The following is a 13,981-nucleotide window of genomic DNA, read 5'->3' as shown; positions in this document are numbered from 1 at the left end:
GAACGGTCCAACGAAGCAAGGTGGCGCAGGCCTCGACCTGGATGCCATCGCCGGAGCGCCGTGCTCCCGGGGAGCGTTACTTCGTGGAGGCCGCGCCGAGCTTCTCCAGCATCTTCGCGGCGTTGTCGTTCTTCGGGTCGAGTTCGAGCGACTTCCTGTAGCGGCTGATGGCCTCGTCCTTCCGGCCGGCCTCGGCATAGGCCTCACCGAGGCTGTCGTGGGTGTTGGCGTCGTCGGGATGGAGCTCGGCGTTGGCCTCGAAGACCTTCACGGCGTCAGCGAGCTTCTTCTCGCGCAGGAGCGAGTATCCGAGCTCATTGAGGATGCTGGAGGAAGGCTTTGCGTCCGGGCCCGCGTTCTTCGCGTGGTCCTTGAACCAAGAGAGGGCAGCTTCGGTGCCCTGGAGGCGCAGGAGCAGGTCCGCCGTCGTGGCCGGACTGTCGGGCATGGCGGTGAAGCCCTTCCAGCCGTACTCGGTGGCCACGCTGGCGATGAGCCGCTCGAAGAGGCGCGAGCCCTCATCCGAGTTGGTCATGATGGCGATGCCGCTGCCCGAGTCGGCGAAGGCCATGAGGAAGGCGCGGTAACCCTCGTTCCCGCCGCCGTGGCCGAACCAGTCCACGCCGGGGCGGCGCATGAAGCCGATGCCGAAGGCCTCGGACTGGCGGGTGAGCATCTGCTTCGCCATGGCCGGGGAGACGATGCGCCGGGACTTGCCGTTCCAGGCCTTGGAGACCTCGAGGGCGACACGAGCCAGGTCGGAGGGCGTGGTCCACAGGCCGGCGGGGGCCAGCTCGGGGTAGGTGTGCCAGCGGCCCTCGACGCTCGTGCCGCCGGGGCGCGTGCCGATGGCGGCCTGGGACTCCAGGGCCTTGGGGAGGGGCTGCTCGAAGGTGCTGTGCTTCAGGTCGAGCGGCGCGAGGACGGTCTCCTTCATGATTTGCGGGAAGGGCTTCTGGAGCCGGTCGACGAGCATCTGCTGAACGATGACGGTGCCGCCGCCGCTGTAGCGCGTCACGGCGCCGGGCACGGTGTCGACGCGCACAGGGCCGGAGTTCGCGGGTGTCTCGCCGTCGAGAATCCGCTGGGGGGTGGGAACGGGCTCACTCGCCGCGTAGCCGCGGAAGCCGTGGACCGTCGTGCCGGCGTTGTGGGCGAGCAGTCTGCGGAGGGTGACCTTCTGCTCCTTCGTGAAGTCGTTGTCCGGCACCTTCCACGAGGTGAGGAGGTCGTTGATGTTCGCGTCGAGCGACCAGTGTTGCTTTTCGGCGTGGTGCATGGCCGCGAGGGCGGTGACGGGCTTGCTGATGGAGGCGGCCTGGAAGAGGGTGTCGAGGGTGACGGGCTCGGAGCCGCCGGTCTGCTTGACGCCGTAGGCCTTGGCCCAGACGAGGGCGCCCCGATCGAAGACGGCGATGCTGACGCCGGGAATCTTGTACAGCTCCATCCACTGTTGGAGCGACAGGCTGCGGGGGGCCTCACCGGGGAGGGTGATGGGAGAGAGGCCCGCTTCCACTCGAGCGATACGTGCGGTCTCGGAGGGGCGAGAGAGCCACTGGGTGGCGGGCTTGCGCGTGTCCGCGGCCGTGAGGAGACCGATGGCGGCGAGGCCCGCGAGGGCGATGGAGGTGAATCGGAACGGAGTCTGGCTCATGGATGGCTTCCGGGGAGCTCGTGATGAGCCCCTGCGGCAACACGACTACGAAGAGCTTCGGAGTTGATTGCATCCTCCGTCCAGCAGAATCTTTTCCGGGAGCTACGGAGTGGAGGCGGCAGGAATCGAACCCGCCACGGTCCTGCCCGACACGACCCCGATCTACACCGCGATGCAGCCCCGTTGGAGCCGGGCGGGGGAGAAGCGTCGCGCAGAGCGGGTTGGGCGGGGCAGCGGGAGCGGGCTGGGCCGAGCGGCGGGGAGGGTCCTGGAGGCGGGGTTACGTTGCAGAGACGTGCGTTGAAGCGCTTATGCTTTTCCCCTGAGCATGCTCTCCTGAGTACCGCTCGAAGGGGAGCTGACACATGCCCAAGCACGAGATCGCCCGGGGGGGAACGAGCCTCCGAGCTCATCTACCTGACGGGAGGAGAGCGGCCAGACCATGACACGGTGTGCACCTTCCGGGTGCGGCACCTGGAAGCCTTCCGAGCGCTCTTCGTGGACACGTTGCGGCTGGCGCGTGGCTCGGGGCTCAAGAAGTTGGGGCACCTGTCAGTGGACGGCACGAAGGTGAAGGCCAACGCGAGCAAGCACAAGGCCATGAGCTACGGACGGATGGAGGAGGCCATGAAGACAATGCAGCCAGACACCGACTGCTGGCGCTCCCATCCCTGATCTGCGCGATTTCGCGGCGCGCTCGCGATGCAGGCATTCCTCCGCTCGCGGTCGTACTCGCCAATCCATTACTGCACAGCCTAAACGTACCCAGGTGCGATTTGAGAACCCCCCGCTCTGTGTCACTCTCCGTACTGCAGTGCAGCGAACTGTGGTGCCCCGAAACGAAGGAGCGGAGCATGAAGCTATTCCAATGGTACGTCATGGGAAGTGTCCTCACGGTCGGCCTCCTGGGACTTGCGCACGAGGCCTTTGGTGAGGTTCCCGCGGCGGAGGCTTCGACGAGTTCCCAATGCGGGCCGGGCATTCTGAAGGGCAACTACGTCTATGCGAACGATGGGTACATCGTGAGTGTGTCCGGGCAGGTCCCCTTCGCACAGGCCGGTCATGATCTCTTCCAAGGGGACGGGACCCTTACCGGTGCGTCGACCGTCAGTACCAATGGTGTGATAACGCGCATCGTCTACACTGGCACCTACACTGTCGCGCCCGACTGTACCGGCACCGCGACGCTCACCGACAACCTCGGAGGCACTGCGCACTTCGACTTCTTCGTCACGAAGAACGGGACGGTCCTGACCTACGTCCAGACAGACGCAGGCTACGTCACCGCCACCTTCGAGCTACGACGGGAATAGGAGCTTGTCAGAGAACCCCACCGCTGAGGGTGGGGAAGAGGGGTGACGCCCCAGGTGGTCCTTCAGAGGAGAGGCGAGTTCTGGTTGAAGGTGGAGGGTGAGCACCACCTCGACGAAGAAGCCGGAGCAGGCCACCCTGTTGGATGTTGCCGCCAGCGAGAAGCCGGAGAGGCAGGAGGAGGCGAAGAGCTGGGCCCGCCTGGCCTCGCCGAGGCCGTTTCGGGAGTGGCAGCCGGAGCAGGGGCAATTGCTGCCACAGTACGCGCGGGAAGTACTGGGAGAGGGGCACCTGGCGTGCTTCTTCGTCGACCTGAGGAAGACGCTCGACTTCAGTCCCATTCAGGGGGCGTACACGAAGGAGTGCGGCCAGCCGCCCTACCACCCGGTGATGATGGCGCTGCTGCTCATGTATGCGTACGCGCGAGGCATTACGAGCAGCCGGGAGATTGAGAGGCGGTGCGAGACGGACATCGCCTTCCGTTACCTGACGGGAGGCGAGCGGCCCGACCATGACACCGTGTGCACCTTCCGGGTGCGGCACCTGGACGCCTTCCGATCGCTCTTCGTGGACACGCTGAGGCTGGCACGCAGCTCGGGGCTCAAGAAGCTGGGGTACCTGTCGGTGGACGGCACGAAGGTGAAGGCCAACGCGAGCAAGCACAAGGCCATGAGCTACGGACGAATGGAGGAGTCCATGAAGAAGCTGGACGCCGTGAAAGGTTTCACGCTCGGCGCGCCACGCCAAGGCCGTGGAGGAAGTGCCAGTGAGGTGCACGAGGCTCCACTCGACTGGGAGAGGGCAGGGCACTGAACCGAGCGAGGAGCACCACAGGGCTGGCGTACAGGTGCCCACCGTCTGCACGCCAGCGCCTCGTCGCTCCTACAGTCGCGAGCGCCTCAGCGTGCCGAGGCGAACGCTCGCGCTGGCGGCGTCCTTCGCGCGGTCGCCCGCGGAGTGCACGACCTGGCCCTCACCGACGTAGATGCTGTGGTGGAACTCATGGACAGAGCCGCTCGACCGACTTGATCCGCACCGCTCCATCGACGTTCGGGTCGTTCGTCTGGTCGCCGATGGCGATGGTGCCGTTCGCCATGAAGTTGTTCCGCGTGAGCTTCGCGACGCCGTCGATGCTCACCGTCGCCACCTTCGCTGCGTCCACCGCGAGCTCGTAGACATGATATGCGCCGTCGGTCACCGGGAACGCCGCGGACCGCGTGTCGTCCGCCCAGCCGATCGCACCGCTGTCGAGGTAGATCATCTGCGAACGATCCGTGGCGTTGCCGAACGGCGGCGTGAAGCTCCCCAGGATGGCCGCGCCGCTGTCCAACGAGTTGTGGGTGTTCACCGACTCGACCAGCATCGTCACGTGGATTTTGAACGGCTTCGTTGCGTCGAGCGAGTTCGCCCTCGTGATGAGCAGTTGCCCGCTCGTCTGCCCGCCGCTGTTCGTCGACGTCTGGAGGCGAACGTAGTCCGCGCCGTACGTGAGCGTGTTCGGCGTCTGCGAGACCGTTGTCCAGCCTTGCGCCGTGATGTCTTCGCCGCCGACCAGCAGCGGAACGCTCGCGCGGGCCGTCCACTGCGTCGTCGACGTCGCCGGCACGCACGTCTCGCAGGTGTTCGCCGGATTCGGCACACCCGCGGCGTAGACCACGCCGTCGATGAAGCACTTCGGGCTGCACACACCGGCCGAGCACACCTGTCCCGGGTTGCACGGCGTCCCGTCAGCGCGTTGCGTCCACGCGGTCGCGGACGTCGCCGGCGTGCACTGTTCGCACGAATTCGCCGCGTTCACCGCTCCGGCGGCGACCTGCTTGCCGTCGATCTGACAGAGCGCGACACAGACGCCGCCCTCACAAGCCTCGCCGGTCGCGCAGGCCTTGTCGCAACCACCGCAGTGCTTCGGGTCGCTCTCGATGCTCACGCAGGAGCCGCCGCACAGCTCGACGCCGACGCTGTTACACATCACCGGCACGGACGCGTCGGGTGTGTCGACGGGGCAGGGGGGAGAAGTGTCGCCGCAACCGGCGACGAAACCGAGCACGACGAGGAAGGAGAGAGCGGTAGAGCGAGTGGAGAGCATAGGGCCTGCTACCTTACACCCGATCCCGTAGCAACCTCTGGATCCTGGGGTGCCTCGTTCGCCTCCTTCTCACCTGCTTGGGGGCGCGATGGTCCGCGGAAGGGCGGGGCAGCAGCGGCGTCAGGAATTGCTCCAGCGCCGCGAGATCTCCGTCCGGTACCAGTTCGTGGGCCATGCGCCACGGTGTTTATGGCTCACTCATCCGTCCACCCTACCGTCTGCTCTCAAGCCTTACTTTTGTTGGGAGCTTTTACTGCGGCCGCACGGGAGTATGTTCTTTCTCCACGCGGAGAGTACTCCGTTAATTCCATGGAGGTTCTGGTGATCAACCGCAGGGCGCTACGGATCATGCTTCGACCCGCAAGCCTGGTGGCTCGTCACGTGTGATGCGCGCATTGACTGCACGTTTGATTGCGCGGGGACTTGTCAGCCGACGAGTTGCTGAGCGAGGCATGCGTCCACTGTCCTTGGGGCTGATCAGCGCCCCAGGGCCTCACTCCTCGGAGTTGGCCATCTGCGTCTCTCGCTCTTCCTCGCAGAAGGCCTTGGTCTTGAAGATGAGGTACTGCTTCTTCTCGTCCTTCTCTTTGACACCCTCTCCGGCTTCCTCGTGAACGCCAACATCATCGGACGCACGTCGCCGGACCTGGATGCCTCCCTTGAAGCCTGGGAATTCTTTTCCCATTTCTCGATAGCACTCCATTCCCGGTAGGAGCCTTCGACGTCGCGGGTCGTCCGCGTCCTCGCTGGCTTCCCTGGCCCGCACGGACGGCCCCCGGAGCCTGCACCCCAAGCGGGGGAGGGATCGACCCATCCCGCTATCCGGCAGCGGTCACTGCTTCGAACCCGGGAGCAGATGCCGCGAACCCGCGCCCGCCAAGCTTCCGGTCCATCGCGCGTCGCATCACGCCCTGGCGATGGAAGGACCTCCTGATGCGTGGAGGGGGCGGATGCCGTGTACGTGACTGCAAGGCAAGGAGAGGCGTGACGATGATCATTGAAACAGACAAGGGACAGGTCGAAGGAACCACCGAGGAAGGCATCCACGTGTTCAACCAGTTGCAATGCCCCCTGCACCGGCGCGGCGCTCGTTCGGCAGCGGCCTGTTCCCGGAGCTCCCCTCCCGCTCGCGCAACTCCCTCAGCGCCTGGAGCGTGGAGGCATGCCCCAACGGCCGCGGGCTGCGCTTGAGCCGCTCGGGCCGGGTATGTGGGTGCTGTTCCCTCACGGCGCGCGCTCCCAGGACAGCCTTGTCCCGTGCACGAGCCTCGGCTTCCACATCCGCCACCAGTCCCCGCACCGCACGCTGCCTCTCCTGCTCGCCCAGTCCTTCCCAACACGGCAGGGGCGCCACCTCCAACTCCACTGGTTCCGCCCATTCCTCAGCGAAGCGCCCCTGCGCGCCTGTCATGTCCTCGCGCCCCCTCTTGCTCCAGCGCTTCGTCCAGTTGAACCACTGGAACAGCCGCCGTGCCGGCCCCAGCAATTGAGGTAGGCATGAGGCCCGGCCACTCGGCGCACTTCTCCACCAGGCCCTCTTTCACCCCATGGGCCAGTACATAGCGCAGCCGCCCCACCAGCGCCGCGTCGTCCAGCACCGGCTCCGCCGAGTAACGCCTCTCCCAGAAACCGCCGCGCCAGTCCACCAACCGCCCCAGCTTCTTGGACAGGTTGGCGCGCAGGTACTGCATGAAGGCTGAGAGCGCGGCTCCCCGCGCCCACTCCAGCAGGTGGGCAAGGTGGCGCTGGAGTGGGCGGGCATCATCAACTCCAAGAGCCCCACGGCGATGCGCATGCTGAAGTACGGCTTCAACCTGCCGGACGACGGCATGGTGGGCCAGCAGCTCTTCGCGGGCGAGGCGACGCGGCTGGCCTACGGCACCGAGTAGGCCCAGGAGGGCCGCGACGCCTTCGTGGAGAAGCGCGAGAAGAACTTCAAGCGCTTCCCCTGGCACTACTGAGCGCCGGGCTCCAGCGACGTGGTGCCGCTCCGCCCGGCTTCCAGTCACTCACGATGACGAGGGCTCCCGACACGGCCAGGGCACCCCCTTCCCGCGGCTGGAAGCTGCGCGAGCCCCCTAGATCACGTCGAACACGTGATCGCCCAGCATGAGCGCCGTGCAGCCGAGGATCTCCGCCGAGGTGTGCGAGCTCAGCAGATGCCCGCCAATGGTCGTCGCCGCTTCCTCGGGTCGCGTACCGTCCGGTACGGTATTCACGTTCTGCACGGTCAGGTAGACGTCCCATTTGCCGGGAGGCTCGTCCGGAGGCAGCGCGATGCTTCCCGAGAAGCAGCACCGGTTCACCTTCAGCCGTGGACCCGTGAGCTCCAACCGCGGAATTTCCCGGCGCACGCTGGCCGCCGTGCTCTCGGCGATCGGGGTCGTGAAGCTCTGGGCGTGGATCGGTTCGATGCAGTAGCTGATCAGGACCCCCTCTCCACCGCCGCCACGCAGCACGACCCGGACGATCCCCTCGCCTTGCAGGGTCAGCTCATGAGCAGTGGCCTGCTGCTCGGGGGCCGTCTTCTGATCGAGAACCTGGCCCGCCGCGTTGAGGGCGACCGCGGTGATGGGGGGACGGGTGAACTGCGCCACGGTCACGACCACCATGCGTGCCGGCACATGCTCCAGCAGCAGGGTCCGCGAGGAGATCGTCAGCGCCTTGAGCGGCTCGAGCCAATTCACGACACGTACCGGCTCCTGTCCCACGTCCAGATACCGCAGCCACGCGAACTGGCCTTTGGGGGGATACTCGCCGAGCTTTTCGCCCTCGAAGGTCACGCACAGCTTGTCCTGGGCCTCGCCGCGCGGAGGGTCCACTGGAAGCGTGCGAGGACAACTGGTTGGGTGCAACACCACCCGCAGCGCGGTGTTGGGCCGCAGTTGGGAAATCAGGTGCGCGACCACATGGTAGGCGTGGCAGGCGCGTGGCTGGTAGTCCCAGAGCGCGGCAACCAGCGCGACCGTCTCTCCAGGCCGGTAATGCGTCTTCTGGGTCGTGACCATCTTGCCCAACAGGAACTGCGTGTTGATCTGGGTCTCTTCGACCTCATGGTGCAGGACGCGGGCGGAGGTCTTACGCTCGTAGCGCCACTTGACCTGGGTATGGAAGGCTACTCCCGGGAGTGGGAGTTGCGGGTACTCGATGGCCATGTCAACCGATTCGAGCTCGGTCAATTCGCCAGGATTGGTGGGGGTCTGATCCTGACCGCGCCGACTCGGATCACGTACGTCGCTGGCCGCCGCGGCCACCGCGGCAGCCGCCGCCCCACCATAGAGGCCGACGGTCAACGGGGACGGCGCCTCCCACTCGATCAACGACGTGCTCAGTGGACCGCAAGCCGCGACCTTGCCGATGGCCTCGACATGATCGCCCCCCGTCGGATGACCCGGTTGAATGATGTCGTCGCCCTCGTCACCCCCGTTGGCCCAGACGTGCCAGTTGGACAATGCCATCGGCGTGCCGTCGGTTTCATCGCGCACCAGCATGCCCAGCGTCCCCGAGCTGTTGAACCAGAAGATATGGCCCGTGGCGTTGCTCGTCGCCACCCCACCGAGCAGCGGGTCGAACTCCTTGTCGTCACGGTCACCAGCCGCACTCGGCTTGATATTGAATTCCTGAACATCCGTGGCGAAGCCATCGATCTCTTTTGGAATCGGGCTCGAGCCAGCGGCCTCGAGCTGCCGGGCGGAGCCATACTTCCGCTTGACGAAGAAGATGATCACCCGTTCGCGCGTCAGCGTCCCTCCCCGGGTGCGTAGCCCGAAGCCGATCGTCTGGATGTTGGGATCATCGGCATACTCTTGCGCCAACCGTTTGAGAACGGCCTGGATGTCGGCGTTCCGATCACTCATGGCGGTTTCCTCGACTCAAAGGGTGACCTTCAACTGTTTGAACACGTCTTCCAGGAAAGACGCCGTGGCACGATCAGGGTCGTCGGTACCGGAGTGGTGCAACGCCACTGGCCGGCCAGTGGCGCGATGCACCCAGATCGACCCGGAATCGCCAGGTCTGCTGACGTTCTCTCCGAATGCCGGATCCGGTGAGATCCGCAGTTGTGGGAGATTGAACTGCGTGCCGTCGTCTTCCCGGGTGAATGGCATGGAGGTGAAGCCCGACATCAACCCGTGCGTCAATCCCGTGGTCGCGCCCGACTTGAAGACCTGCAGTTGAGCATCCGGCGTATTCGGATCCGCGAGCAGCGCCATGACCTCGGCGATCGGCATGATGGTGCTTGCCAGGGTGATCTGCCCATCGAGAGCATTCTCGAAGTTCTGGTTGTCCTCGTTGGATTGGACATCGAGAACCTGACCGAATCCCAGCGCCCGGTCGGTATCGAGCACGCAGAGCGCTGCGTCGACATCGTTCTGTTGTGACCGCCCGAGGGAGCCGATCACCAGATCCTCGTCGTGGTAGGCGACATCCGCCGCCTCGGAGAGTGCTCCCGCCAGCAGCAGGAGCACCGCGATGACGAGCAGCAACACCTTCCACCACGGATCCTGGAAGGGGATTGGTCCGTACTGGCCCTCGAACGGGACGCGCGGGGTGATGGTATAGGAGAACCTGGTTGGAAAGGCGAAGAACGGGTCGTAGCAGAAGCGGCCATCGGTCGGCCGCATCGGGTCGAGCGGATGGCCACCTCCCGGTCCCTGGGTGCAATAGCAGGCCAGGAGCTCTTGAATGACGCATGGGTCAATCGGCCTGCCATCCAGCAACGCTTGCAGCGTATGGCGCAGCCTGTCGCGTACGTCCTTCTCTCCGGGTCGGCGTCTGGGCGGTGGGCAGCGTTTGCGTCCCTTTCGACCGTTCTTGCGGTCGATGGCGATCTCCCTGAGCTTGAAGCGCAGCGTTCCTTCCTGCACCTCCGCGACGATCTCGCCCGTCTGCGGGTCCACCGCGGTGCGGCTGACGAAGATCTGCTTGCGTACCCGGCGCGCGGGATGAAGGGGATCGGCCATTCCCGTCACGTTCTGCAGCACGAATTCCACCTCGTGCTTGCGCGGCGCCGCGGCCGACACATCGATCTTGAAATACACGGTGCGCGCGCTGCCCGGTACCAGGGGACCGAGCACCATGCCCGTCCCGCGCTGCGACTGCCCGAGCGAGGTGAGCTCGGCATGTGACCAGGCATCGATCACGTGGATGCCGCCCACGGCCAGCGCCGCCCGGCTCGCGGCCGAGATGTTCAGCACATGGTCGGACGTGAAGGGCAGCCCCCAACGATTCACGACCCGCACCGCCATGTAGTAGGTCCCCAGCGCCGTCTCGAAGATGCCATCGGGCATCTGGAAGAGATCCTGGGTACGCACCGCATAGGGCCGGTGGGGTATCTCCAACAACGTGCCATCGAGATAGCGCGCGGCCCACTGGATGTCCTCGAAGTCCCGGGACGGCAGGGGATCTTCCGCGCCGATGGTGGCCTGGATGTCCACCCGGTCCAGAGGACCCGGATCGATCATCATGTCCGAGGACTTCCACGGCTGCGCCGTGGCTTCGCGATACTCCGCGGTCAACAGCCAGGCGGTGCCAGCGGGTGTCAGATTCAGGCCAACCGTTGGCGGGAATGTCCCGTTGCCCGAGTCCGCGCCTTGAACTTGAAAGCGGTTCTCCAAGTTATGGATGGCCTTGGTGACCTCGAGGTTCCATCTCCCGAACAATTGAATGCTCATGCTGCCCCCCGATAGATGCAGGTCCCCATCGGCGCGCAGCCGTCGGGGCAGCGCGGGGTGCTGGCGTACCTGGGCTCAGCTCGGCTCCGGGTGAAATGCTTTCACGACGCTTCCTCCGCCGAGTGAAGCCACCGGAACCTGTACAGGGGAGGCCAGCGCGCAGCAACCCGAGGGCTCGGAGTGAGCGTCGGTCACCACACAGCATCGAGCCGGTACATCCAATTCGTGGCGTTCCCATACAGCGGGAGTGCAACTGTTGGGACTCCGCCACCGGGAAGGTGTCACCGGGAAGGTGTCAAAGGACTCGAACCCGGCACATTGACCTCCTACGAATCGTCTGACTGGAGTGCATCTGTGAGCGAGGGAGCCCCAAGCCACTCACTGCCCGAGCGATTGGGGGGTCGGCGGGGGCTGCATCGAGACCGTGTAGCACTGCCCCTTGTACTCGAAGAGATCCTCCGGGCACGGTGCCTTGAGCATGTGAGGCACCCAGCAGCCGCCGTTGATCTCTACCTCGACCCGGGGCTTGCAGGGAGGGCGCTTCTGTCCATGGTAGGGCTTGCTCGGTAAGGGGCGGGAGAGGACAGGGAGCCCTCCGTCCGTGGAACTCAGGAGCGACATTTCCGTAAGGGGTCCCCAGGTGTCCGTCGGCACCTCGTGACGCTGGGGCATGGGCTCGGTCACCACCTGGGAGTCCCGGCTACTCGGCGGTTGGGACATGAGAGCCAGGCGCGCGAAGGCGAAGACCAGGGCGCACACCGCGGCGCTCCCCACCAGCAGCAGCCCCAGGGGTCGCCGTGAGCGGGACTCGGGGGATGCGGAGAAGGCATGGGTCATGCGCTCCACTTGCTTGTGCACATCCTCAAGGGTGGACACCAGCGACTCCACCGATTGCCTGTCGGGGGCCACGGACCTCGGGGTTTGCTCCACCTCCATGGCGTCGTAGCCAGGCGAGGCCGAGGAGATGATGCGGACCCGCAGGTCGGTCGGCAGCGCCACCACATCCTCGTCCTTGGAGACGCGCTTGAGCACCAGGGCCGACGCTCCGCTCGTCTCGTTCCCCGGGAGTGGCAGGTGGGTTCCAGCCCGGTTCGGGCAAACACGTTATCTCCCGGCTGTCAATTCAACAAAGATCCAGGCAGCCGGCTCCAGAGAAGGTGCCCTATAGGGGAGTCGCCATTCACGGCCCCAAATCATCGAAAGGAAGTTCAAATATGAACAAGTTTCTCATCCCATTGCTTGCCTTGCAGGTGCTCTTCACGGCTGGCCAAGCCACCGCCGCGGAGCCCAGCTGCCAGGAGCTCAGTGATCAGTATGCGATTGTGGCGGGGCAGGGGTTTGGCTTCGCCCCTGCGGATGTGCAGGCCCAGTGGAAGCAGAAGGGGTGCAACACCCGGCCGCAGGCCAGCCTGGTCAGCGCGCTCTGCCAGGAGATGAGCGATCGCTTCGACATCGTCGCCGGCTCCAGCTTCGGCAGCGCGAATGCCGACGCCCAGGGCTCGTGGAAGGCGCTCTCCTGTAATGCCAAGCCGCGCTCCTGCCAGGAGCTCAGCGACCAGTATGCGATTGTGGCGGGGCAGGGCTTTGGCTTCGCCCCGGCCTACGTCAAGACCACCGTCTGGGCGAAGAAGTCGTGTGCCACCCGGCCGCAAACCGCGAAGGTCACTCCGCTCTGCCAGGAGATGAGCGATCGCTACGGCATCGTCGCGGGCGGCACCTTCGGCACCGCGGACGCCGATGTCCAGAACTCCTGGAAGGCGCTCTCCTGCACTACCAAGCCCTCCGCCAGCTGCCAGGAGCTCAGTGATCAGTATGCGATTGTGGCGGGGCAGGGCTTTGGCTTCGCCCCTGCGGATGTGCAGGCCCAGTGGAAGCAGAAGGGGTGCAACACCCGGCCGCAGGCCAGCCTGGTCAGCGCGCTCTGCCAGGAGATGAGCGATCGCTTCGACATCGTCGCCGGCTCCAGCTTCGGCAGCGCGAATGCCGACGCCCAGGGCTCGTGGAAGGCGCTCTCCTGTAATGCCAAGCCGCGCTCCTGCCAGGAGCTCAGCGACCAGTATGCGATTGTGGCGAACCAGGGCCTCGGCTTCGCCCCGGCCTACGTCAAGACCACCGTCTGGGCGAAGAAGTCGTGTGCCACCCGGCCGCAAACCGCGAAGGTCACTCCGCTCTGCCAGGAGATGAGCGATCGCTACGGCATCGTCGCGGGCGGCACCTTCGGCACCGCGGACACCGATGTCCAGAACTCCTGGAAGGCGCTCTCCTGCACTACCAAGCCCTCCTCCAAGTAGGGCGGAGGCTCGGCGGGGCCCGTCTCACCGGAAGCCAGACGGATGACGCGGGCAGCTCCACTCTGGAGGAGGCGCGCGAGGCGGGCAGGGCGCTGGTGGGGCCCGGGTTCGGCGCGGTGCTGGTGAAGGACGGGCCCCGGCGGCGGCTGCGCGCCGGGCGAAGGCATACGTGGCGCGCTACCTGCGCACCGGCCGGGACTGAGCCCCTTTCCCCTGGCCCGCCCGCCGTCCGAGCGTGCCATGGTAGCGTGTGCCCTGCGGTACGAGCAGGGAGCCACACGTTGCACGGTCCTTCGAGCCAAGAGCGTTCCACGGTGTTCATCGTGGATGACGATCCCTCAGTGCTGCGCAGCCTCTCGCGCATGTTCCAGCTGGAAGGGTACGAGGTCGAGCGCTTCGACCACCCGCGACAGATGCTGGAGCGAAAACCCGGGCCGCGTCCGGGGTGCGTGGTGCTGGACCTGCGCATGCCGGAGCTGAACGGGCTGGAGCTTCAGGCGGAACTGCGGCGAGCGGGGTGGATGCAACCCATCCTCTTCATCAGCGGACACGGGGATGTGCCGGCGGCGGTGAGGGCCATGAAGGCCGGTGCCGTGGACTTCCTCCCCAAGCCGGTCGGCACGGTGGAGTTGCTGGCCGCCGTGGAGCGGGCGTTGGCGCAGGACCGGGCGGCGATCGCCTCCGAGCAGGAGCGCGAGGCGCTCCGGATCCGCTTCGCCTTGCTGACGCCCCGCGAGCGGGAGGTCTGCCAGGGGGTGGCGCGGGGGCTGCTCAACAAGCAGATCGCCGCCGAGCTGGGCACCGCCGAGCAGACCGTGCGCCTGCAACGCGGCCGTGTCATGGAGAAGCTGGCGGTGGACTCGGTGGCGGAGCTCGTGCGGCTGATGGAGCGGCTGGGCTCACCGCCGTGAACCGGAGGAGAGAGGCTGGATGCGCTATTCCTTCTTCGGGAGCAGCTCGGCTGGCG

Annotated in this window: 13 protein-coding genes and 1 pseudogene; 6 read left to right on the top strand and 8 right to left on the bottom strand. The window is 65.9% G+C overall.

Annotation, left to right across the window (positions count from 1 at the left end):
• Positions 1-76: 76 nt before the first annotated feature.
• Positions 77-1,654: a serine hydrolase domain-containing protein gene (locus tag OV287_RS30355; RefSeq protein ID WP_267537535.1), complete on the bottom strand. Its 1,578-nt coding sequence runs from the start codon at positions 1,652-1,654 to the stop codon at positions 77-79.
• A 450-nt stretch (positions 1,655-2,104) separates the two neighbouring features.
• On the opposite strand from OV287_RS30355, the gene OV287_RS30350 reads away from it, so the two are divergent.
• The 3 genes from OV287_RS30350 to OV287_RS30340 all read left to right on the top strand — a co-directional run bounded on the left by OV287_RS30350 (position 2,105) and on the right by OV287_RS30340 (position 3,778).
• Complete coding sequence (locus tag OV287_RS30350; protein WP_373371847.1) at positions 2,105-2,329, top strand: hypothetical protein; 225 nt, start codon at positions 2,105-2,107, stop codon at positions 2,327-2,329.
• A 179-nt stretch (positions 2,330-2,508) separates the two neighbouring features.
• Positions 2,509-2,967: a hypothetical protein gene (locus OV287_RS30345; RefSeq protein WP_267537534.1), complete on the top strand. Its 459-nt coding sequence runs from the start codon at positions 2,509-2,511 to the stop codon at positions 2,965-2,967.
• 97 nt (positions 2,968-3,064) lie between these two features.
• Positions 3,065-3,778: a transposase gene (locus OV287_RS30340; protein ID WP_267537533.1), complete on the top strand. Its 714-nt coding sequence runs from the start codon at positions 3,065-3,067 to the stop codon at positions 3,776-3,778.
• A 187-nt stretch (positions 3,779-3,965) separates the two neighbouring features.
• Here OV287_RS30340 and OV287_RS30335 read toward each other — a convergent pair whose 3' ends face one another.
• The 4 genes from OV287_RS30335 to OV287_RS30320 all read right to left on the bottom strand — a co-directional run bounded on the left by OV287_RS30335 (position 3,966) and on the right by OV287_RS30320 (position 6,742).
• Positions 3,966-5,051, bottom strand: a complete 1,086-nt coding sequence (locus OV287_RS30335) for a hypothetical protein (RefSeq protein WP_267537532.1) — start codon at positions 5,049-5,051, stop codon at positions 3,966-3,968.
• A gap of 493 nt (positions 5,052-5,544) precedes the next feature.
• Positions 5,545-5,736 carry a hypothetical protein gene (locus OV287_RS30330; RefSeq protein ID WP_267537531.1) on the bottom strand — a complete coding sequence of 64 codons (192 nt, stop codon included), beginning with the start codon at positions 5,734-5,736 and terminating at the stop codon, positions 5,545-5,547.
• 366 nt (positions 5,737-6,102) lie between these two features.
• Positions 6,103-6,462 carry a hypothetical protein gene (locus tag OV287_RS30325; RefSeq protein ID WP_267537530.1) on the bottom strand — a complete coding sequence of 120 codons (360 nt, stop codon included), beginning with the start codon at positions 6,460-6,462 and terminating at the stop codon, positions 6,103-6,105.
• Positions 6,434-6,742 carry a hypothetical protein gene (locus OV287_RS30320; protein ID WP_267537529.1) on the bottom strand — a complete coding sequence of 103 codons (309 nt, stop codon included), beginning with the start codon at positions 6,740-6,742 and terminating at the stop codon, positions 6,434-6,436. The genes OV287_RS30325 and OV287_RS30320 overlap by 29 nt, the downstream gene beginning before the upstream one ends.
• Positions 6,743-6,787: 45 nt before the next feature.
• On the opposite strand from OV287_RS30320, the pseudogene OV287_RS30315 reads away from it, so the two are divergent.
• Positions 6,788-7,012: pseudogene (locus OV287_RS30315) on the top strand (1,4-dihydroxy-2-naphthoyl-CoA synthase); the annotation flags it as partial.
• Positions 7,013-7,129: 117 nt separating this feature from the next.
• On the opposite strand, the gene OV287_RS30310 reads toward OV287_RS30315, so the two are convergent.
• The 3 genes from OV287_RS30310 to OV287_RS30300 form a co-directional block, all read right to left on the bottom strand.
• Positions 7,130-8,908 (bottom strand): hypothetical protein, encoded by a 1,779-nt coding sequence (locus tag OV287_RS30310; protein WP_267537528.1) that lies wholly within the window; start codon positions 8,906-8,908, stop codon positions 7,130-7,132.
• A gap of 15 nt (positions 8,909-8,923) precedes the next feature.
• Entirely contained in the window at positions 8,924-10,723 is a 1,800-nt protein-coding gene (locus OV287_RS30305; protein ID WP_267537527.1) for a hypothetical protein, read from the bottom strand.
• 378 nt (positions 10,724-11,101) lie between these two features.
• Positions 11,102-11,755 (bottom strand): hypothetical protein, encoded by a 654-nt coding sequence (locus tag OV287_RS30300; RefSeq protein ID WP_267537526.1) that lies wholly within the window; start codon positions 11,753-11,755, stop codon positions 11,102-11,104.
• Positions 11,756-11,937: 182 nt separating this feature from the next.
• On the opposite strand from OV287_RS30300, the gene OV287_RS30295 reads away from it, so the two are divergent.
• Together OV287_RS30295 and OV287_RS30290 are read left to right on the top strand one after the other, a co-directional pair.
• Positions 11,938-13,014, top strand: a complete 1,077-nt coding sequence (locus tag OV287_RS30295) for a hypothetical protein (RefSeq protein WP_267537525.1) — start codon at positions 11,938-11,940, stop codon at positions 13,012-13,014.
• 314 nt (positions 13,015-13,328) lie between these two features.
• Entirely contained in the window at positions 13,329-13,925 is a 597-nt protein-coding gene (locus OV287_RS30290; RefSeq protein ID WP_267537524.1) for a response regulator transcription factor, read from the top strand.
• Positions 13,926-13,981 lie beyond the last annotated feature (56 nt).

This window comes from Archangium lansingense, from assembly GCF_026626635.1.
GTDB classification, from domain to species: domain Bacteria; phylum Myxococcota; class Myxococcia; order Myxococcales; family Myxococcaceae; genus Archangium; species Archangium lansingense.
Note: the sequence above shows the minus strand (reverse complement) of the source record. Positions and strands in the feature narration are given on the sequence as shown.

Bases quoted from the DNA above. Each gene is read 5' to 3' on its own strand.
- OV287_RS30355 (WP_267537535.1), bottom strand. From the start codon at position 1,654: ATGAGCCAGACTCCGTTCCGATTCACCTCCATCGCCCTCGCGGGCCTC.
- OV287_RS30345 (WP_267537534.1), top strand. From the start codon at position 2,509: ATGAAGCTATTCCAATGGTACGTCATGGGAAGTGTCCTCACGGTCGGC.
- OV287_RS30335 (WP_267537532.1), bottom strand. From the start codon at position 5,051: ATGCTCTCCACTCGCTCTACCGCTCTCTCCTTCCTCGTCGTGCTCGGT.
- OV287_RS30330 (WP_267537531.1), bottom strand. From the start codon at position 5,736: ATGGGAAAAGAATTCCCAGGCTTCAAGGGAGGCATCCAGGTCCGGCGA.
- OV287_RS30325 (WP_267537530.1), bottom strand. From the start codon at position 6,462: ATGACAGGCGCGCAGGGGCGCTTCGCTGAGGAATGGGCGGAACCAGTG.
- OV287_RS30320 (WP_267537529.1), bottom strand. From the start codon at position 6,742: ATGCAGTACCTGCGCGCCAACCTGTCCAAGAAGCTGGGGCGGTTGGTG.
- OV287_RS30310 (WP_267537528.1), bottom strand. From the start codon at position 8,908: ATGAGTGATCGGAACGCCGACATCCAGGCCGTTCTCAAACGGTTGGCG.
- OV287_RS30305 (WP_267537527.1), bottom strand. From the start codon at position 10,723: ATGAGCATTCAATTGTTCGGGAGATGGAACCTCGAGGTCACCAAGGCC.
- OV287_RS30295 (WP_267537525.1), top strand. From the start codon at position 11,938: ATGAACAAGTTTCTCATCCCATTGCTTGCCTTGCAGGTGCTCTTCACG.